The 19985-nt window shown below is 35.4% G+C and carries 17 protein-coding genes and 1 pseudogene; 8 read left to right on the plus strand and 10 right to left on the minus strand.

The features are described from left to right. The first annotated feature begins 50 nt into the window (after window positions 1–50). The gene (locus Q4566_RS10375) at window positions 51–1040 is read left to right on the plus strand and encodes a 2-hydroxyacid dehydrogenase (protein WP_303420867.1); all 990 of its coding nucleotides are present in this window, start codon (window positions 51–53) and stop codon (window positions 1038–1040) included. Here Q4566_RS10375 and Q4566_RS10380 read toward each other — a convergent pair. Next, window positions 1037–1603 (minus strand): DNA-3-methyladenine glycosylase I, encoded by a 567-nt coding sequence (locus Q4566_RS10380; protein WP_303420868.1) that lies wholly within the window; start codon window positions 1601–1603, stop codon window positions 1037–1039. The genes Q4566_RS10375 and Q4566_RS10380 overlap by 4 nt on opposite strands. Before the next feature lie 109 nt (window positions 1604–1712). Here Q4566_RS10380 and Q4566_RS10385 point away from each other — a divergent pair, with 109 nt between their 5' ends. Next, entirely contained in the window at window positions 1713–2336 is a 624-nt protein-coding gene (locus Q4566_RS10385; protein ID WP_303420869.1) for a thioredoxin family protein, read from the plus strand. On the opposite strand, the gene Q4566_RS10390 is transcribed toward Q4566_RS10385, so the two are convergent. From Q4566_RS10390 to Q4566_RS10400, 3 genes are read right to left on the minus strand one after another with little or no spacing between them, the layout of a single operon-like run. Further along, window positions 2314–3027, minus strand: coding sequence for a hypothetical protein (locus Q4566_RS10390; RefSeq protein WP_303420870.1), 714 nt, complete (start codon window positions 3025–3027; stop codon window positions 2314–2316). The two genes, Q4566_RS10385 and Q4566_RS10390, sit on opposite strands and share 23 nt — an antisense overlap. Window positions 3028–3065: 38 nt before the next feature. After that, window positions 3066–3761, minus strand: coding sequence for a tRNA pseudouridine(55) synthase TruB (truB, locus tag Q4566_RS10395; RefSeq protein WP_303420871.1), 696 nt, complete (start codon window positions 3759–3761; stop codon window positions 3066–3068). Further along, window positions 3761–4558 (minus strand): undecaprenyl-diphosphate phosphatase, encoded by a 798-nt coding sequence (locus tag Q4566_RS10400; protein ID WP_303420872.1) that lies wholly within the window; start codon window positions 4556–4558, stop codon window positions 3761–3763. Before Q4566_RS10400 ends, truB begins: the two co-directional genes overlap by 1 nt. A gap of 232 nt (window positions 4559–4790) precedes the next feature. Between Q4566_RS10400 and Q4566_RS10405 the strand changes: the two are divergent. Further along, window positions 4791–5918: pseudogene (locus Q4566_RS10405) on the plus strand (glycerate kinase). A gap of 11 nt (window positions 5919–5929) precedes the next feature. Here the strand turns inward: Q4566_RS10405 and Q4566_RS10410 are convergent. The 3 genes from Q4566_RS10410 to Q4566_RS10420 form a co-directional block, all read right to left on the minus strand. Further along, a complete protein-coding gene (locus Q4566_RS10410) occupies window positions 5930–6184 on the minus strand; it encodes a DUF3098 domain-containing protein (protein WP_303420873.1) in 255 nt (84 codons plus the stop codon). A gap of 78 nt (window positions 6185–6262) precedes the next feature. Beyond that, the gene (locus Q4566_RS10415; protein WP_303420878.1) at window positions 6263–7141 is read right to left on the minus strand and encodes an ABC transporter permease; all 879 of its coding nucleotides are present in this window, start codon (window positions 7139–7141) and stop codon (window positions 6263–6265) included. A gap of 162 nt (window positions 7142–7303) precedes the next feature. Beyond that, the gene (locus tag Q4566_RS10420) at window positions 7304–8224 is read right to left on the minus strand and encodes a DMT family transporter (protein ID WP_303420879.1); all 921 of its coding nucleotides are present in this window, start codon (window positions 8222–8224) and stop codon (window positions 7304–7306) included. Between the two features lie 146 nt (window positions 8225–8370). Between Q4566_RS10420 and Q4566_RS10425 the strand changes: the two genes are divergently transcribed. After that, window positions 8371–11439: a leucine--tRNA ligase gene (locus Q4566_RS10425; protein WP_303420880.1), complete on the plus strand. Its 3069-nt coding sequence runs from the start codon at window positions 8371–8373 to the stop codon at window positions 11437–11439. Window positions 11440–11586: 147 nt separating this feature from the next. Here Q4566_RS10425 and Q4566_RS10430 read toward each other — a convergent pair whose 3' ends face one another. Further along, window positions 11587–12138 (minus strand): porin family protein, encoded by a 552-nt coding sequence (locus Q4566_RS10430; RefSeq protein WP_303420881.1) that lies wholly within the window; start codon window positions 12136–12138, stop codon window positions 11587–11589. 486 nt (window positions 12139–12624) lie between these two features. Here Q4566_RS10430 and ald point away from each other — a divergent pair, with 486 nt between their 5' ends. The 4 genes from ald to Q4566_RS10450 all read left to right on the plus strand — a co-directional run bounded on the left by ald (window position 12625) and on the right by Q4566_RS10450 (window position 17591). After that, window positions 12625–13719 carry an alanine dehydrogenase gene (gene ald, locus Q4566_RS10435; protein ID WP_303420882.1) on the plus strand — a complete coding sequence of 365 codons (1095 nt, stop codon included), beginning with the start codon at window positions 12625–12627 and terminating at the stop codon, window positions 13717–13719. Between the two features lie 157 nt (window positions 13720–13876). Then, on the plus strand, window positions 13877–14572 hold the full coding sequence (locus Q4566_RS10440) for a zinc metallopeptidase (protein ID WP_303420884.1): 696 nt from the start codon (window positions 13877–13879) through the stop codon (window positions 14570–14572). Window positions 14573–14764: 192 nt separating this feature from the next. Then, a complete protein-coding gene (locus tag Q4566_RS10445) occupies window positions 14765–16537 on the plus strand; it encodes a MutS-related protein (RefSeq protein WP_303420886.1) in 1773 nt (590 codons plus the stop codon). A gap of 274 nt (window positions 16538–16811) precedes the next feature. Then, window positions 16812–17591: an amidohydrolase gene (locus tag Q4566_RS10450; protein ID WP_303420888.1), complete on the plus strand. Its 780-nt coding sequence runs from the start codon at window positions 16812–16814 to the stop codon at window positions 17589–17591. On the opposite strand, the gene Q4566_RS10455 is transcribed toward Q4566_RS10450, so the two are convergent. Together Q4566_RS10455 and Q4566_RS10460 are read right to left on the minus strand one after the other, a co-directional pair. After that, window positions 17584–19188 (minus strand): Ig-like domain-containing domain, encoded by a 1605-nt coding sequence (locus tag Q4566_RS10455; protein WP_303420889.1) that lies wholly within the window; start codon window positions 19186–19188, stop codon window positions 17584–17586. The genes Q4566_RS10450 and Q4566_RS10455 overlap by 8 nt on opposite strands. Window positions 19189–19245: 57 nt before the next feature. Further along, a complete protein-coding gene (locus Q4566_RS10460) occupies window positions 19246–19923 on the minus strand; it encodes a ComF family protein (RefSeq protein ID WP_303420890.1) in 678 nt (225 codons plus the stop codon). Between the last annotated feature and the right edge of the window lie 62 nt (window positions 19924–19985).

Genomic DNA, 19985 nt, shown 5'->3' on the forward strand with positions numbered 1-19985 from the left:
TATCTTCAATTTTTAAATTATAAAGTTAAATTGGTATTAAACCATTTTTTATGAAAATAGCACTATTCAGCTCAAAACCTTACGATCAAGAATATTTTGAAAAATATAATGTTGATTATCAATTTGATTTCACCTTTTTTGAAACGCCCTTAAATAGCCATACCGCCAATTTAACCAAGGGGTTTGATGCGATTTGTACTTTTGTGAACGATAAGTTGGATGCAAAAACTATGGAGCGTTTAGCCGAAAATAACATTAAACTCATAGCCGTACGTTGCGCCGGGTTTAATAATGTAGATTTAGATGCAGCAAAAGCTAAAAATATAAAAGTAGTTCGAGTTCCTGCCTATTCCCCTGAAGCCATCGCTGAACATGCCTTAGCCTTGATTTTAACCCTAAATCGAAAAACACATAAAGCTTATAATCGTGTACGTGAAGGCAATTTTTCTTTAAATAAACTTATCGGATTTAATTTAAATAACAAAACCATTGGTGTTATTGGTACAGGTAAAATTGGCGCCACTTTTTGTAAAGTACTAAGTGGTTTTGGTTGTGAAATTTTAGCTTACGATGTCTATCCTTCGGAAGCGTTAATTGAGCAAGGTGTGAAATATGTTTCTTTAGATGAATTATTCAAACAATCAGATATTATTTCGCTTCACTGTCCGTTATTGGAAAGCACCAAGCATATTATTAACAAAGACTCTTTAAAACTCATGAAAAAAGGTGTCATGATTATTAACACGAGTAGAGGAGCTTTAGTTGATACAGCTGATGTTATAGAAGGTTTGTCGCAAAATAAAATTGGTTATTTAGGTATCGATGTTTACGAGCAAGAAGAGAACTTGTTTTATCAAGACCTCTCTGAAAGCATTATTCATGATGATTTTATCCTGCGATTAAATAGTTTTCCGAATGTATTAATTACGTCGCATCAAGCTTTTTTTACCAAAGAAGCCATGTTTGAAATCACCACAACAACTTTAGAAAATATCAAAGCTTTTAAAAACGGTGAAGAACTCGTTAATGAAGTTAATTAAACGGCGTTGTACCTAAAGCAGTTTACCGTATGGTCGTTAACCATGCCTGTGGCTTGCATGTGGGCGTAAATAACCGTAGAACCTACAAATTTAAAACCGCGTTTTTTTAAATCTTTGCTAATCGCATCACTTAAAGGCGTGTTTGCAGGGACTTCGCTCATATTCTTAAATTTGTTTTTAATAGGTTTTCCATCAATAAAACCCCAAATGTATTTGCTAAAACTACCATATTCACTTTGAATTTTAATAAAAGCTTGTGCATTCGTTATCGTAGCTTTTATTTTGAGTTTGTTGCGAACAATCCCTGAATCTAAAAGAAGGCCGTCGATTTTATCTTGATCGTAATTGGCTATTTTTTTATAGTCAAAAGCATCAAAAGCTTTTCTGAAATTTTCACGCTTCCGCAGAATGGTAATCCAGCTTAAACCGGCTTGAAAAGTTTCTAAAATCAAGAATTCAAAAAGACTGGCATCATCATAAATAGGGACTCCCCATTCCTGATCGTGGTACGCTTCATATAGGGCGTCACCTTGACACCAAGGGCATCTTTCTTTAGTATTCATTTGATTCTGTAGGTTTTAAATTTGAATTATGACAAATGTCAGCTTAATTATCTTGTCAAGATACTAATTTTGCTGCGTTAAGTTATTTTACATTTTAAAAATAAGGCGTATGAAATCCATTATTAAAGAAAGTTTTGAACGTAGCATGTCCTATGAGGCCTATCGAACTTTGGTGAAACAACTAGTTGATGACCACTCAAGTACCGGGATTAATAAATCGGAAGAATTCATACATTTTACTAAGCTAAATGAAAGGCGTATGAAGCGCTGGGATAAAACCATAACACTTTCTCAAGAAGCACAGCAACGTATTTTAGGATTCCAGAAAAAAGTAACCTGGTTAGTGATTACGGAAAGTTGGTGTGGTGATGCTGCCCATGTATTACCTGCACTTTATAAGGTAGCTTCGTTTAGTGATAACATCGATTTCAAAGTGGTTATTCGTGATGAAAATCCGCAACTGATGGAGCAATTCTTAACAAAGGGTAGTGCGTCTATTCCTAAAGTTATAATTATTGACGATGAAACTGGTGATGTGCTTAAAACTTATGGTCCTAGACCCACTGAAGCGGCAAACTACGTAAAAAGATTTGTGGCTAAAAACGGAAAATTAACGCCAGCTTTTAAAGCCGATTTACAACATTGGTATAATGATAATAAAGGCCAGAATGTAATTGAAGATATTACAATGTTACTCGCTAAATTACAAGTTACCGCTTGCCAACAAACATGAATGTAATAGTTCCTAGCTGACTTTTCTGATTAGGATCTCTGCTAAAACGAGATCGATTGGCGTATTCTATAGCGCGTTCAATCAAGCATTCATTTTCGGATGTTGAGGCTGTGTTGACATAAGAATCCACAACGTCACCATCGGCATTTACCGTAACATTTACAATTATTTTTCCGTCAACTTCACAAAGATAAATTGGAATGGGAATGTAGACTTTGGTTCTATTTGGTAGCGCATAGCTAATGCTACTTCTCGAATTGTTTTGAGCACGTTGTTTTTTGAGTACCTCATTAACCTTACTAAATTTAGATAACTCTTCTTGGTTTAATGAAGCGTCTGGAGACTTTTTGAAATCGTTTTTTTCTGAAGGTTCAGCTTCGCCTTTCTCATTAGATTTCGGTGTGTAATCTTCTGGTGGAGCAATAGGTTTGAAGGCTTGAGCAAAATGTTTTGCTTTTTGTGTTTCGTTAAAAGCATTATTGGTCTCCGCTTTAGCGCTACTTTGGTTTTCTAAAGCTTCAAGTATTTTGACCTCCTCTGGTGTAGGTTCTTTTTCAGGTTCTAATTCGTAATAGCTCTCAGAAGCGAATTCCTTTTGCTTATTTAAACTCAAATTAAAAACCATAAGAACAACTGTTCCAGAAATTAGAAGGGTAATCAGTAGGGCTCTATGTTGATTTGTTAGGTTCAAATCTATGATTTTAATGGATTTAATATACGTAATTAAACTTAACTAGTTTTTAGGGCTTCAATAAAGGCTTCAATACTTGTGGCATCTTCAACATTAAAATCACCAATTTTAGTACGTCTTAGCTCAGAAAGGTGTCCGCCAGATTGTAAAGCTTTACCAAAGTCGTTTGCTAAAGAACGAATATAAGTGCCTTTACTGCAAACCACTCTAAAGTTTACGTTTAAACCATCAATATTAGTGATTTCAAATGCTGAAATAGAAACCGTTCTTGGTTTAATTTCCACGTCTTCACCAGCTCTAGCAAATTCATACAGGCGTTTTCCGTCTTTTTTCAATGCTGAAAAAACAGGTGGGTACTGCTGAATGTCGCCAATAAATTGGTTGGTTGTTTCTTTAATCAGAGCTTCAGAAATGTGTTCGGTAGGGAAAGTTTCGTTAATTTCAGTTTCTAAATCGAAGGAAGGTGTCGTACTTCCTAAAACTATAGTCCCTGTGTATTCTTTAATCTGACCTTGAAAAGTATCTATTTGCTTAGTCATTTTCCCCGTACAAAGCACTAATAATCCTGAGGCTAACGGATCTAATGTGCCTGCGTGACCAACCTTTATCTTTTTAATTTTGAAAGCTTGCCTAATTTCCCAACGCAGTTTGTTAACCACTTGAAAAGAGGTCCAATGCAAAGGTTTATCAATTAATAAAACTTCTCCAGAAAGATAGTCGTCAAGCGTTTTCATTAGGCATTTAACATTGAAAATATAACGGCAATAATACCAACAATGGCACAATATATGGCAAAATAGATTAGTTTACTTTTTTTAACCAAAGAAATCATCCAGGTACAAGCAAAAAGTCCCGCAATAAAAGCAGCTACAAACCCAATAGAAAGGGAAGTGAAATTTCCGCTGTCATAAGCTAAGTCACCACTTAAAATATCTTTAGCAATTTTTCCAAAGATTAACGGCACCACCATTAAAAATGAAAAACGTGCTGCTTTTGTTTTGTCGTTTCCTAATAATACTGAAGTTGAAATGGTAGCTCCTGAACGTGAAATTCCAGGAAGCATGGCGATAGCTTGAGAAATTCCAATGATAAAGGCATCTTTAAAAGATACTTTTTTATCAGTGTTTTTAGCTTTATCGGCAAAATATAATAATACTGCGGTTAAGATAAGCATAAACCCAACAAGCATGATGTTTCCGCCAAATAATTGCTCTAATTGTTCTTCAAAAAACAAACCAACAATGACTGCTGGAATCATAGAAATGGCAATTTTGGTGATGAATTGTAAATCTTCATTCCATTCAAATTTAAGTGCGCCTTTAATGAGGTCGAAAATGTCCTTTCTAAAAACTACAAGTGTACTTAAGGCTGTAGCAAAATGCAGTACGACGGTAAACAGTAAACTGCTTTCAGCTTCAAGGTCGTCACCAAGAATGGCTTTACCTATTTCTAAATGTCCGCTTGAAGATACCGGTAAAAACTCGGTAAGGCCTTGAATGATGCCTAAAATGATTGCGTCAATAATTTCCATGGCGCTAAAATATTAAAATACTGCAACATTCAACATGCCTTGCTAAATAATAAAGCGTTATTTTAGAATCCTTATGAAATTGGTTTATACCAATTTGACTGTATAATGTTGTGTTTTTAATTTGAATTATTTTTTGTTCAGATGAAATAGAAAATTCAAGCATAGCCTTAGCTACGGTTTTATTTTATACTGAAATATGGGCGAAAAAGAAACTAATTAAATGTGACATTATATGGTTAAATTGGTATTAGCACCCGATAAATTTAAAAATAGCCTATCTGCTTTGCAGTTTTGTGAAGCGGTTGAAGCTGGTATAAAAGAGGTTCATCCACAAGCTGAAATAGTAAAACGACCTCTTGCCGATGGTGGAGACGGCACCATTGAAGTCATTAAATTTTATTTGAATGCTGAATTAATTCGTGTTGAGGTTCATAATCCGTTTTTTGAAAAAATTTCAGCAACTTATTTGTATTCGGAAGATTCTAAAACTGCTTTTATTGAAATGGCCGAAGCCTCAGGGCTTAAATTATTAAATGAAGCAGCGTTTGATTGTAAAAATGCTACGACTTTTGGAACGGGCGATTTAATAGTTAATGCATTAAACCGAGATGTTAAAACCATTATTTTAGGTCTAGGAGGAAGCGCAACCAACGATTGCGGAGTTGGTATGGCAACCGCTTTAGGTTATCAGTTTTTAGATAAAAAAGGAAAGGAAGTAAAGCCTATTGGAGCGAATTTATCACAAATTAAAACGATTGACGTTTCTAAAGTTCATCCAAAATTGAAGACTGTAAACTTTCAAATTGCTTGTGATGTTGATAATCCTTTATACGGTGAAAACGGTTCGGTTTACACTTATGCGAAGCAAAAAGGGGCTTCCGAATTAGATATGGAAATGTTAGAACACGGTTTGGTTGGTTTCTCCAAAGTATTAGAACAGACTTTTGAAATTGGTATACTTTCTGTAAAAGGAGCAGGAGCAGCAGGAGGTATGGGTGTGGCTTCAAAAGTATTTTTAAATGGCGAATTGAAATCGGGTATTCAGCTGGTAAAAGATTTAGCGAATTTTGATCAATCGATAAAAGATGCCGATTAGATTATTACCGGTGAGGGTAAACTAGATTCTCAAACTTTATCGGGAAAGACGATTCGTGGCGTGCTGCATTCCGCGAAAGCGAAAAACATAAAAGTCGCTGCTTTTTGTGGTACTATAGATTTAGAGGCTTCAATATTAAAAGACTTCGGAATTAACTATAGTGATACGGTTTTAAAGCATGCTAAAGATTTAAACGATGCGATGCATCAAAGTTTTGAACACGTAAAAACGATGGCTAAATGTTTTGCTAAAAATGTACTGTGAATTACAGAAATTTACTTTTTATCTGGGTTTAATAGTATGGCATAAATTTGAATACCAAACCCAATAAGCACTAAAGTTGGCGCTAAACGTATGCGTCTCCAACTGAAAATTTCTGGGTTAAAAACGTTGGGGTCGTCGCTTCCGCCACCAGACATTAAAATAAAACCTAGAGCAATAACGGCTAAACCGATAAACATGAATTTATAGTTTTTCTTTCCGAAGATAAAACTCGGTTTTGCTGCTTCTTTTCGTTTTTGTTCTCCCATAATTAAAATACTGAGGCAATTATTTTCGCAAAGTAAAAGATTTATTTAAAAATATCCTGTTAATGGCTTTCTAAATTATTAGTAATACAACTGATCTGTTTTTAAATTTAAAAAACGTTGCGTTGCAAAATGTGTGCTTATCCAAGTGATGATAATGCCTAAGCCAAAAATTAAAGTAAAAAGTAAACCGACATGAATAGGTTGCCCTAAAAGGTTTAATTCTAAGAACGTTTTGTTTAAGTAATATAAGACGATGGCCATACCAATAAGCGCTAAAACAGCGCCAATAATGCCAAGTTTTACACTTTGCAGCACAAATGGGCGTCTAATAAACTGTTTGGTAGCACCTACCATTTGCATGGTTTTAATGGTAAATCGCTTGGAATAAACGGCTAAACGTATCGAGCTGTTTATAAGTAAAACCGCAATTAACGTGAATATAGAACTGATGATAAGCACCCAGAAACTGATTTTTTTAACGTTATCGTTCATTAAATTAACCAAGTCATTATCGTAAGTCACTTCCTCAACAAAATTTTTAGTTAAGGCTTCAGTTGAAATTTTTTCAAGGTGTTCGGAAGTTACGTAATCTGCTTTTAAATGCACATCAATAGAATTCTGTAAAGGGTTATAACCCACAAAATCCATAAAGTCTTCACCATTTTCTGCTTTCATGAATTCGGCAGCTTGATCTTTAGAGACGTATTCGGTCGATTTTACGTAATCGGCCATGGCTAAACTTTTTTCAAGTTGCTTGGTTTCTACTTCTTTCGCCGTGTCTTTTAAATAAATAGTCACAACCACTTGTTCTTTAAAATGATCGGATACTTTTTTAGCGTTAAGAATTAACAAACCTAGTAATCCCAACAAAAATAAAACCAGTGCAATACTTAGCACTACAGAGAAATAAGAGGAGATAAGTCTGCGTTTTTGGTGCTTTTCAAAGGATGAACTCATAAAAAATTTTGGATTAACGAGGTAAAAATACTAAAGTAATTTTAGAAAACTTCAAAAGGTTTTAAGTCTTTATGGTTTCTGGCTAAATTGCAGTGATGCGTTCTTAAGAATCACAGTGATTATAGAAACTCAAATAAATAGATTTTGTTGTGAAATGAAAGCTTAGTTTACGGCTTTTTTTGACTTTTTACTAATGAGATACACCCCAACAATAACCAACAAGCAGGACATGATTTTAATGGTATTGATATCTTCGCTATACGTGTTGTCGTTTAGGAAATAGCTTAGCATCAAGACAATGGCAAAACTCACCGCGGGTTGAATGTAAGTATAACTGCCCGCAACCGATGGTGAAACCTGTCGAAGCGCGTAAATATTAAATAAAAAGGTTAAAAACGTGGTAAAAACAATCACATAGGCAACCGTTAACCAGGTGTTCAGGTTAAATAACTCATAGTCTGTATTAAATATGGCATCATTCAAGCCCACAGGAATTACAAACAATAATCCGAATAAAAATACCCAGCTAATTATGGTGATAAAGTGGTACTTTTTCATAAGCGGTTTTACCACCACTTGGTAAAGCGAAAAGAAAACCACATTAAGGAAAACAAACAAATTACCTAAAAAACTAGAGGTGCCTTCTGCCACATGGCCGTACCAAACTAAGCCAACGGCTCCAACAGCACCAAGGCTTAAACCAATGAGTTTATTGGTGCTTGTTTTTTCTTTTAAGAAAATCATACTTAAAATAAAGACCACGGTAGGAGAGGAGGTCATGATAATTGAGGTGTCTACTGGCGAAGTCAAACTCAAACCTTCAAAGAAAAAGAGCTGGTTGCAGGAGGCTCCAAAGAGTCCACAAAGCACTAAACGCAAGAAATCCTTTTTCTCTACCTTTTCTTTAATAAACATCTTGATAAACCAGAATAAAAGACCAGCACCTACAACGCGAAACAAAACAAAAGGTCTCGGGTCTAGCTTTTCAGGCATAATACCTTTAGCTATAAAATGATTGGCAGCATATATCACATGCGTTCCAAATAAGGCCAGGTGGGCTTTTATAATGTTACTTTTTACCAAGGAATTTAGGTTTTTTTATCACGTTAAATCTGCGGCAAAAGTAATTGTATTTTATGGCAATCGTTTAGAAATTCATTTTTTATGCTTTAGGTCGTCCTTTTTCTAATTAAAACGTAAATTTGCAACTTCTTAAAATAAGGATGATAATGACCTATAATTTCAACGAGATAGATGCCAAGTGGCAAAAATATTGGGCCGAGAACCAAACTTTTAAAGCGGTAAACAACAGTAAAAAACCAAAATACTATGTTTTGGATATGTTTCCTTACCCGAGTGGTGCGGGCTTACACGTTGGGCATCCTTTAGGTTATATTGCTTCCGATATTTATGCGCGTTACAAGCGTCATCAAGGCTTTAATGTCTTGCATCCACAGGGCTATGATAGTTTTGGTTTGCCTGCTGAGCAGTATGCGATTCAAACGGGGCAACACCCAGCGCTTACTACAGCAGAAAATATTAAAACCTACCGCCGACAGTTAGACCAAATTGGTTTTTCATTCGATTGGTCGCGTGAGGTGAGAACATCAGATCCGAGTTATTATAAATGGACGCAGTGGATTTTCATTCAATTGTTCAATTCATGGTTTAATAACAATACCAGTAAAGCTGAAGAAATCACTGAGTTAGAAAAAATATTTGCTTCGGAAGGGAATGCAAATGTAAACGCAGTTTGTGATGACAACATTGAAGTGTTTTCTGCTGAAGAATGGAATGGATATACTTCAGAAAAACAACAAAAAATATTATTACAATACCGTTTAACTTATTTAGCAGAAACTGAAGTAAACTGGTGCCCTGCATTAGGAACGGTTTTAGCAAATGATGAAATCGTAAATGGTGTTTCAGAACGTGGTGGACACACCGTTGTTCGTAAAAAAATGACCCAATGGAGCATGCGAATTTCAGCTTATGCCGAGCGTTTGTTACAAGGTTTAGATACCATTGATTGGACAGATTCTTTAAAGGAAAGTCAGCGTAACTGGATTGGAAAATCGGTTGGAGCTTCGGTGACCTTTAATGTCATTGCGAGTGAAACGAAGCAATCTCACGTTATAGACGTATTCACAACCCGCCCTGATACTATTTTTGGAGTAAGTTTTATGACTTTAGCTCCAGAGCACGATTTAGTGTCTCAAATAACAACTCCAGAGCAAAAAGCAGACGTTGAAGCTTATATTTTAGCAACCGCAAAACGTAGCGAACGCGATAGAATGGCCGATGTAAAAACCATTTCAGGTGCTTTTACTGGTGCTTACGCGGAACACCCTTTTACTAAAGAACCTATTCCTGTTTGGATTGGTGATTATGTTTTAGCAGGCTACGGTACAGGAGCAGTAATGTCGGTACCTTGTGGAGATCAACGTGATTACGATTTTGCGAAGCATTTTAATATTCCGATTATAAACATTTTTAGCCCCCTATCCCCCAAAGGGGGAACCAAGAACTCGGACGATTTAATTGCCGCTGAGGCTTTTACTGAAAAAGACGGGTTTACTCTAAAAAACTCTGGTTTCTTAGACGGCATGAACTATAAAAAAGCAACAAAACGTGCTATTTACGAATTGGAGCAATTAGGTTTTGGCGAAGGGAAAACCAATTACCGTTTACGTGATGCCGTATTTTCGCGTCAGCGTTATTGGGGAGAGCCATTCCCGGTTTATTACGTTGATGGGATGCCACAAATGATTGCTGCCGAACATTTACCAATCAGACTTCCAGAAGTTGAAAAATATTTACCAACCGAAACAGGTGAGCCACCTTTAGGAAACGCTACTGTTTGGGCTTGGGATACTACTAAAAACGAAGTGGTTTCTAACGATTTAATTGATGATAAAACCGTTTTTGCCCTCGAATTAAACACTATGCCAGGTTGGGCAGGAAGTTCTTGGTATTTTAACCGTTACATGGATTCTACCAACGAAAATGAATTTGCTAGTCAGGAGGCGTTAAACTACTGGAAGGATGTAGATTTATACATTGGAGGTAGTGAGCATGCTACTGGACACTTGCTATATTCTCGTTTTTGGCAAAAATTCTTATTCGATAAAGGCGTTGTGCCTGTTGATGAGTTTGCTAAAAAACTGATTAACCAAGGGATGATTTTAGGAACAAGTGCTTTTGTTTATCGTGTGGATATAGTTTTGCAACTGCAGGATTTTAAGTGGACAGAAGATAAGACAGAAAGTCCTTATCTTGAGTTACACTCTAACAAGGTGTTTATCTCTTACAATTTAGTTAAGCCGTTTTTAGACAAAACTGAAAATGTAATCATTGAAGATAAAATATTAGAAAAAAAAATAATTGAAATAATATCACCCAAACTAAAAGATAAATTCAAAAAAGCCCTAAAAGAAACAGGAAAAGAATTATCTATTAAGGTTTCCAATCTTATTTCACCTATCCATGCCGATGTTTCTTTTGTAAATGCCTCAGATGAGTTGGATATAGATGCCTTCAAAAACTGGCGAAAGGAATTTAAAGATGCCGAATTCATTTTAGAAAACGGCGTTTATAAAGTAGGTCGCGATGTTGAAAAAATGTCGAAATCGAAATACAACGTGGTGAATCCAGATGATATTGTTGCCGATTACGGTGCTGATAGTTTACGTTTATATGAAATGTTTCTTGGGCCGTTAGAGCAATACAAACCTTGGAATACTGCAGGTATAACAGGTGTACATAACTTTCTTAAAAAACTTTGGAAGTTGTATGTAGACGATAATGGCATAAAAGTAAACGATGCTGAAGCTTCGAAAGATGCTTTAAAAACCTTGCATAAAACCATAAAGAAAGTTCAAGAAGATATTGAAAACTTTTCGTTTAACACATCGGTATCAACATTTATGATTGCTGTTAACGAATTAACAACTCAGAAATGTACAAGTAAAGACGTGCTTGAACCATTATTGGTTTTAATTTCGCCGTATGCACCACATATTGCAGAAGAATTGTGGAGTTTGATGGGGAATGAGGAGTCGATTTCAACAGCGGCTTTCCCAGAGTTTGATGCGAGCCACTTGGTTGAAAGTGCTAAAAACTATCCGATTTCGTTTAACGGAAAAATGCGTTTCACATTAGAATTGCCATTAGACATGAGTAAGGAAGCTATTGAAACCACGGTTTTAGCTCACGAAAAAACACAAGAGCAATTACAGGGCAGAACACCTAAAAAGGTGATTGTGGTACCTGGTAAAATTGTGAATATTGTAGGGTAGGAATTGAAGTTGAAAATTAAAAATTAAAAGTTAAAAGTGAAATGTTGAAAAGTTAAACGCTCTTGCTTAGCACTTCCTTATTTTAATTTTTAATCTTGAATAAACAAACCCGAGGTCGATTGGCTTCGGGTTTGTCGTTTTTATACATTAAAAGAAGTAGCCCACAGAAAGTTGGAATACACCAATTGTATTTTTGTCATCAATATCATTGAGGTTATACATACTTGTTAGTCCGAAATTGTATCGTGCTCCAAAATGAAGTCCGTTATCCAATTTATACCCTACACCTGTAGCTAAACTTAAATTAACATTATCGTAGGCGTCTCTTACATCAAGATCTTCAGTTTTAGCGGAAAGTAAAAATCCTATTTGTGGTCCTGCTTCAAGACTTAGTCCTTTTGTGACATAATATTTAGCTATTATTGGGATGTCGAGGTAATTTAAAGCAGTGATGTTATCTTCAAAACTATAACCTGCTCCAGAAAACAGGATTTCAGGTTGCACTGAGAATTTTTCGGAAATTGGGATTTCTAACATCCCACCCACGTGAAAAGCGGTAACCATGTCAGATTTCAGGGTGTTGTCTCCCGTAATTGTTGCGAAATTGAGTCCGCCCTTAATCCCAAATTGAAAGTCTTGAGCATGGAGGTTTACAGTTCCAAAAAGGACGACTGCGATCACTAGTAATAGTTTTTTCATAATATAAAGTTTGATTTAATTTGATTCAAAGCAAGGTCTTTTTTTGAAGTTGCTATTTCTGTTTAGTATAGTTTTAACCTTTTTAACTAACTTTAAGATACGTTTGTATTTTGTGCGTTATGAGGGTTTTATGGTTTTAGTTGTGTGATTAATATGTAACGTGTTTTGCGTTAAGGATAGTAGTGGAAATCCTTTTTAAAACCAGAGTTTTAAAAAGATTGCAACGGATAGCCTGACCCTTGTGGTAACGCCCGAAAAACTAAGCTATTAATGGCTTGGGTGTGTGTGAATTTAAACTTTGTGATTTTGAATTGTTGAATCTTCATTTAATTCCTAGTAAATCGGTATATATTATTTTATTCTTAACAAAAAGTTAAATGTGTTATTAAAAATTTAAGTAAAAATGGATTTATGGTTTTTTTTGTCAATCATTTAAATTAGCTTTGTAGCGTTTTCAAATATTAACTTTTTAAAAAAATTGCGCTTATGAAAATTGGTGTTCCTATTGAGATTAAAAACAACGAAAATAGAGTGGGGATGACGCCTTCTGGGGTGTTTGAATTGACAAAGAGAGACCATGAGGTTTTTGTTCAGAAAAATGCTGGTTTTAACAGTGGTTTTTTAGATGAAGATTATATTGAGGTTGGTGCAACCATTCTTGACACGATTGAAGAAGTGTATGCTGTGGCAGAAATGATTGTGAAGGTAAAAGAGCCCATCGAACCAGAATACAAGTTAATACAACCAAATCAAGTGGTATTTACATATTTCCACTTTGCATCAAGTGAAGCGTTAACAAACGCGATGATTGAAAGTAAATCGATTTGTATTGCCTACGAAACGGTTGAAGATGCCGATGGTACGTTGCCATTATTAATTCCGATGTCTGAAGTTGCAGGTAGAATGTCTATTCAACAAGGAGCGAAATACTTAGAAAAACCAATTAAAGGACGTGGTATTTTATTAGGTGGTGTTCCTGGAGTGCCTCCTGCAAAAGTACTTATTTTAGGAGCTGGTATTGTAGGATATCAAGCGGCTAAAATGGCAGCTGGTTTAGGAGCTCACGTGGTTATTATGGATATTAATATGAAAGCTTTACGTTATGTAAGTGATTCTATGCCAAATAACGTAATTAGTGAATTTTCAAGTGAATATAACATTAGAAAGCATATTAAGGATGCCGATTTAATTGTTGGTGGTGTATTAATTAAAGGGGCCAAAGCGCCTAAGTTAATTACAAGAGATATGTTGAAAGAGATGCAACCAGGAACCGTTATGGTTGATGTGGCTGTAGATCAAGGTGGATGTTTTGAAACAACAAAACCTACAACACACCAAGATCCAACTTATATTATTGATGAGGTGGTGCATTATACCGTAGCAAATATGCCAGGTGCTGTACCATACACGTCTACAATGGCTTTAACAAACGTAACTTTACCTTATGTGCTTAAATTAGCGAATCAAGGTTGGGAAGCTGCTTGTGAAAACAATGCGCCATTAGCAAAAGGATTAAACATTGTTAAAGGAGAAATTGTTTATAAAGAAATCGCTGAAGCTTTTGATATGGAAATGGCTTAAGTCGATAAGATTTTAAATATACTGAAACGCCCAGTGCTTAATTTTTAAGTCTGGGCGTTTTTTTTGTTTTTTACCAAAACTGACAAATTTTCACGATATATTTATGGCGTCATTTTTGTTATCTTTATAAAAAAAACAAAACTTAAAAAAGAAATAGATGATAGGATATTATGTAATTATTGGAGCCGTGGCTTTGGTAAGTTGGTTAGTGAGTAATACGCTTAAACGTAAGTTTGAAAAGTATTCTAAGGTCCACTTAAGAAACGGTATGAGTGGTGCTGAAATCGCTAAGAAAATGTTGTCAGATAACGGTATTTATGATGTTGAGGTGATTTCTACACCTGGGAAATTAACAGACCATTACAACCCAAAAAACAAAACTGTAAATTTAAGTGAGTCGGTGTATAACCAACGTAACGCCGCTGCGGCAGCTGTTGCAGCGCACGAATGTGGTCACGCTGTGCAACATGCGCAAGCTTACAACTGGTTACAAATGCGCTCTACTTTAGTTCCTGTGGTTAGTGCAACTTCAGGCATGTCGCAATGGTTAATTATTGGTGGGCTTGTTTTAGGTGGTGCCGCTGGTGTTGGATTAGGCTGGTGGGTTGCTGTTTTAGGTGTTGTGTTTATGGGTTTTGCTACGCTTTTTAGCTTCATTACTTTACCTGTGGAATACGATGCGAGTAACCGCGCTTTAGCTTGGTTAAAAAACAGAAACATGCTAGCTCCAGAAGAATATGCAGGGGCGGAAGATTCGCTTAAATGGGCAGCTAGAACCTATTTAGTTGCTGCCATTGGTGCCTTAGCAAACTTACTGTACTGGGCACTTCAGCTTTTTGGAGGACGCGATTAAATTATAGATTAATAAAACACAAAACAAAGAGGCTGTCTAAAAAGTAAAGTTTTCGTCAACCTGAACTTGATTCAGGTTCTCATAATGATTGGTTATCAGTATGATGAGATTCTGAAATAAATTCAGAATGACGTACTTTAATACTTTTTGTACAGCCTCTTTTTGTTACTTTATACGCAACAAATTTTTTAAATGAAATCACCTTTAGAGTACTATAAAAACCACCTAGAAACCTATCAATTAGAAGTTAAAAAACTTTACAAAAAAATTGCCAGTTTGAGTGTACTGCGTTTGGCTGTTTTTGTAGCCACTGGTTTCGGTGTTTATTTGTTTTTTCAACAATGGCAAGTCGCATTGTTTGTGGCTGTAATTGGTATTGCTATATTTCTGTATTTGCTTTCAAAATACACCGATATCAAGCAGCAACGCGAATTTAATAAGGCTCTAGTAGTACTTAATCAAGAAGAAATTAAAATCGCAGCTGGTGATTTTCATAATCGCGAGGAAGGACTCCAATTTCAAGACTCGAATCATTTCTATAGTTTGGATATCGATTTGTTTGGTAGAGGTTCCTTTTATCAGTTTATGAATCGTACCACGAGTCGCGAAGGAGCAAAAACTTTGGCAGACCTTTTAAAGGCGAACCATGTTTCAGATATTCCACTGCGACAAGAAGCCATAAAAGAATTGGCTGAAAAAACGGAGTTCCGTCAATTTTATGCGGCAACCTCTAGCTTAATTAAGGTTGAAACGCCTGCTGAATTCATAGTTAATTGGATTAAAGACCATAAGCTCTTTTTAAATAAAACCGTTTTTAGGTTGGCTCAAGGTTTTGGCATGATTTCCATTCTCATCTTTGTATTAACCGTTTTTAATGTCATTACTTACAAACCTCTAATTGCCTATTGGATGTTTTTAGGTTTAGGATTTTCTACCATTTATTTAAAAAAGGTTAACGTTCTAGCTTCTAAAACCGATAAAGTTCGTGATACTTTTCGCCAGTACGCCACCTTATTGGATTTGATTGAAAAGGAAACTTTTACTTCAGCATTACTTAAAGAAAAACAGCAGCTTATTCAGGCAGAGGCTAAGAAAGCGTCAGCTATTTTTAAGGCGTTTTCAAAATCTTTAGATGCGTTGGATAACCGTAATAATTTAATCGGTGCCATGTTCGGGAATGGCCTTTTCTTAATGGATATTAAAAATTCATATCAAGTTGAGCAGTGGATTTCAGAATATGGAAATGTAGTTTCCGAATGGTTTGAAGTCGTAGCTTTCTTCGATGCTTATAATAGCCTTGGTACTTATGCTTACAATCATCCCGACTTTGTGTTTCCTGAAATAATGAAAGATGGACCAGTGATAAAAGCTACAGGTTTGGGGCACCCTTTATTGAGTAAAACCAAACGTGTTGATAGTGATGTCATCATTGACAACGAACAGTTTTTTATCGTTACTGGCGCCAACATGGCTGGGAAAAGTACCTTTTTACGAACTATTTCCTTACATATTGTTATGGCGAATACGGGCTTGCCTGTTTGTGCAAAAGCTAGCGTTTATTCGCCAGTAAAATTAATTACAAGCATGCGTACCACCGATTCGTTAACCGATGAGAGTTCGTATTTCTTCTCAGAATTAACACGCTTAAAATATATTGTTGATGCCATTAAAAAAGAACCGTACTTTATTATTCTTGATGAAATTTTAAAAGGTACTAATAGCACCGATAAAGCGATTGGTTCTAAGAAATTTGTTGAGAAACTGGTAGCTTCAGATGCTACGGGAATCATCGCGACACACGATTTGAGTTTGTGTGAGATTGAAAAAGAGCTCAGCGAAGTGAAAAACTATTATTTCGATGCTGAAATTATTAATGACGAACTGCATTTTGATTACAGACTGAAAAAAGGTGTGTGCCAGAATATGAATGCTTCCTTTTTGTTGAAGAAGATGGAGATCGTGTAGATTGAAAACCATAGAAGCTGTTAGTAAAACTTTATTGATTTTTAGTAGGATGTCAGTTCGAGCGCAGTCGAGAACCACTACAGGTTACTAAAACAAGACATCTCGACTGCGCTCGATGTGACACTACTATGGTTTCAAAATCATTAGGTTACATCATGGAAATTGAAATGAAGAGAGTTCTGTTTGTTCTCATTATTTAATTTATAGTTGATAACCACTAAATATTTCAGAAAACAAAAACAAGGTTCTTCAGAAGTTTTTTATCTTTAGGACTATGCAAAAAGAACTAAAAGTAACATGGATTCAAGCCGATTTAGCTTGGGAAGACCCACAGCAAAATCGTATTAACTTCAGTGAAAAAATTGAAAATCTTTCGGAAGCGACTGATCTCATTATTTTACCTGAAATGTTTTCTTCAGGTTTTACGATGAATGCGGAAAAAGTTGCTGAAACCATGCAAGGTGAAACGGTTACTTGGATGAAGGAAATGGCTAAAAAACAAGATGCTGCAATTACTGGTAGTTTAGTGATTTCCGAAAACGGCAATTTTTATAACCGTTTATTATTTGTAGAGCCTTCAGGAAAAATAAGTGTTTACAATAAACGCCATACCTTTACTTTGGTAGGCGAAGAGCAAACGTATTCCGCAGGAACTAAAAAGTTGATTGTCGATTATAAAGGCTGGAAAATTTGTCCGCTAGTATGTTACGATTTACGTTTTCCAGTTTGGGCTAGAAATACTGAAGATTACGATGTGTTACTGTATGTCGCCAATTGGCCAAAACCAAGAATTTCGGCGTGGGATGTGCTTTTAAAAGCCCGCGCTATTGAAAACATGGCCTACTGTATTGGTTTAAATCGTGTAGGTGTTGATGGTGTGAATAGTGTGTATTCAGGACATTCAGCCGCATACGATGTGCTGGGTAATGGTATTTCTGAAATCACGCCCAACCAAGAGCAGGTAAAAACCGTAACTTTAGAAAAACGACATATTGAGGCCTATCGAAATAAATTCAAATTTTTAAACGATAGAGACCAGTTTTCAATTACTTAAATTCAAGCATTTCTTCAATACCCCAATCGGCTCTAATTTCAACATCAGGGAAATGACTTATTTTTTCAGGTTGGCGCTTTTCTAAATAACTTCCTGTATCGTATTTATTATTGCCATTAACATCATGGATTATTCTAATAAGATAAATAGCAGGATTTAAATCAAGGAAATCAACGGGGCCTTCTTCGGTGATAAAGTTTTCATATTTTACTTTACCATCTTTATCCGTTAACTGAATGATAATTGGGTAGGTAGCATTAACTAAAGTAAAACGTACATAACCATAATCTGAAGCTTTTTTCGTTTTTACCGACACTTGTATGGTGTCGTTTTTATAGTCAAAAATATCAGTAAATGCTTCCGGTAGAATTTGCATTTTGTAACTATTGTCTTCTGTTTTTTCGAAATCGAAATCGTAGGTGTTATTCAGGGTGTCAAATTCTGTTTTAAAAGAAATATCTAAAGAATCCTTATCTATTAGCGATATTTTTGAAGCATCAAACTTTGTAATTGGTGTATTTGCTGTAATTTGAAACGGTTCTTTTAGTCCGATTGTGCTGCCAGAAAGGACATTTAGGCGTATAGAATCTCTTTTTTGTTCACTAATTCTTACCGTAAAATCTTCTTCGTAATCAATAGGTTTGGTAACTTTAAAAAGCAACGAATCTACTTTCATTCTTGGGGTGTACCAATAAAGAAGTGAGTCGGTTTTCGGATCTTTTGTAATGCGGTAGTTAAAATCTTCAGGCGTATCCGAGACTATTTTAATTGCCATGCCTCTGTAATCGCCTTCATAACCAAAAGCTATTTTTTCACCTGATAATAATTTTGGCCTGGTGGCTGTAAAATCAGGTTCTTCATTAAATAGCTTCAAGGTATAAGTGGTATCGGTAGGAACATCTATCAAGTTTTTATGAAAAGCAATTTGATCTGTTTTTTGTTGAAACTTGTTATCGCCGTTACCATCTTTTAAAGCTACGAGTAAGTATTTTCCAGGTTTTACATTTTCAATAGAAAAAGTAGTTACACTGTCTAATGTATTGGTAATGTATTTAGGTTTTTCTTTAAAAATAATAGAATCAGTAAATGTGGTGTTTACCTCGTAAAGTCCAACGTTTATAAACGTTTCAGGCTTTGTTTTCATGGCATCAACAATGCTACCTGTAACTTTTAAGGAATCAATATAGCTTCCCGTTGAAAACACGTAACGGTAATAAGGATATGGATTACCTTCGTTATTATCGGTAATACTGTTTCCAAAGTTAAAAGCGTAAGTCGTGTTTGGCGCTAAAGTGTCGTTAATTTTTATAACAACTTTTTTGCTAGCGGCACTAAGTGGTGTAATATCCGGTTGGTATTCCATGGGAGGTGAAATAATCAACTGTTTTTGTATGTCTTTGATTTTTATGTATTCATCAAAAGTGATTTCTATTTCGTTACCTTCGAAATTAGTAGAATAATTCTCTGGAGATGATTTAATTATGATAGGTGGTAACTCGTCTTTTGGTCCGCCATCAGGAGTTCCACGATTTGCACAATTAACAAAAACAGCACCAACTAAAAGGGCTAAAACAAAATTAGAAATGGTCTTTTTCATCAAAGATTTAAAATTTATACAAACCTACATAATTTTAAAGATATATGAAGTAAGTCATTAAGCTATTGCCATGGTAGCAATGCTAATTTTAATGTTTTTTGCCGAATTTAAAACTGTAGCACAGCTTTCTAAAGTAGCACCAGTGGTAATTATGTCGTCTACCAATAAAATATGTTTGTTTTCTAACGTGTGAATGTGGCTAACGGTAAACTGTTCGGAATTATTTTGCCAACGTGCCAAGCGCTTTTTACCGACTTGCGATTTTGTTTTAGATACTTTTAAAAGAATATCATCTTTGTATTCGGCATTTAAGGCTTCAGCAAGTTGTTCTCCAAATTTGGCGACTTGATTATAGCCTCTTTTTCTAAGTTTCTTTTTGTGAAGCGGGACAGGAATTACAATGTCAATATGCTGATAGGCTTCAATTGTTTTTAATTCAGCGCCTAGCCAATTGCCAAGGAGTGTCCCAATTTCTTCATGATTCTTATATTTTAAATTATGAATAAGTTGTTGCACAGTACTTTTCTTTTCAAACCTAAAAAGCGCTGTGCTATTTTCTACTTTAGTTCTTCCATAAAGGACCTTTTCAACACTTTTGTCGCTAGTAAAATGAAAGTTTGTTACGGGTAAATCATGGCGGCAATCCAAACAAATACTTGCCTCGTTGTCGTGTAATGGCTGTTGACAAGCATAGCAAATCTTAGGGAAAAATAAGTCAACAAGGTGATAAAGCATACGTGTGAAAAATCTTTCTTGTAAACATAATTAAAAATTACAGGTTTTGCAGTGTTATTTTT

It is taken from the genome of Tamlana sp. 2_MG-2023, from assembly GCF_030548465.1.
Lineage (GTDB): Bacteria > Bacteroidota > Bacteroidia > Flavobacteriales > Flavobacteriaceae > Pseudotamlana.

Coding starts and splice junctions, on each gene's coding strand:
- Q4566_RS10375 (WP_303420867.1), top strand. CDS start 51: ATGAAAATAGCACTATTCAGCTCAAAACCTTACGATCAAGAATATTTT.
- Q4566_RS10380 (WP_303420868.1), bottom strand. CDS start 1,603: ATGAATACTAAAGAAAGATGCCCTTGGTGTCAAGGTGACGCCCTATAT.
- Q4566_RS10385 (WP_303420869.1), top strand. CDS start 1,713: ATGAAATCCATTATTAAAGAAAGTTTTGAACGTAGCATGTCCTATGAG.
- truB (WP_303420871.1), bottom strand. CDS start 3,761: ATGAAAACGCTTGACGACTATCTTTCTGGAGAAGTTTTATTAATTGAT.
- Q4566_RS10400 (WP_303420872.1), bottom strand. CDS start 4,558: ATGGAAATTATTGACGCAATCATTTTAGGCATCATTCAAGGCCTTACC.
- Q4566_RS10410 (WP_303420873.1), bottom strand. CDS start 6,184: ATGGGAGAACAAAAACGAAAAGAAGCAGCAAAACCGAGTTTTATCTTC.
- Q4566_RS10415 (WP_303420878.1), bottom strand. CDS start 7,141: ATGAGTTCATCCTTTGAAAAGCACCAAAAACGCAGACTTATCTCCTCT.
- Q4566_RS10425 (WP_303420880.1), top strand. CDS start 8,371: ATGACCTATAATTTCAACGAGATAGATGCCAAGTGGCAAAAATATTGG.
- Q4566_RS10430 (WP_303420881.1), bottom strand. CDS start 12,138: ATGAAAAAACTATTACTAGTGATCGCAGTCGTCCTTTTTGGAACTGTA.
- ald (WP_303420882.1), top strand. CDS start 12,625: ATGAAAATTGGTGTTCCTATTGAGATTAAAAACAACGAAAATAGAGTG.
- Q4566_RS10440 (WP_303420884.1), top strand. CDS start 13,877: ATGATAGGATATTATGTAATTATTGGAGCCGTGGCTTTGGTAAGTTGG.
- Q4566_RS10445 (WP_303420886.1), top strand. CDS start 14,765: ATGAAATCACCTTTAGAGTACTATAAAAACCACCTAGAAACCTATCAA.
- Q4566_RS10450 (WP_303420888.1), top strand. CDS start 16,812: ATGCAAAAAGAACTAAAAGTAACATGGATTCAAGCCGATTTAGCTTGG.
- Q4566_RS10455 (WP_303420889.1), bottom strand. CDS start 19,188: ATGAAAAAGACCATTTCTAATTTTGTTTTAGCCCTTTTAGTTGGTGCT.
- Q4566_RS10460 (WP_303420890.1), bottom strand. CDS start 19,923: ATGCTTTATCACCTTGTTGACTTATTTTTCCCTAAGATTTGCTATGCT.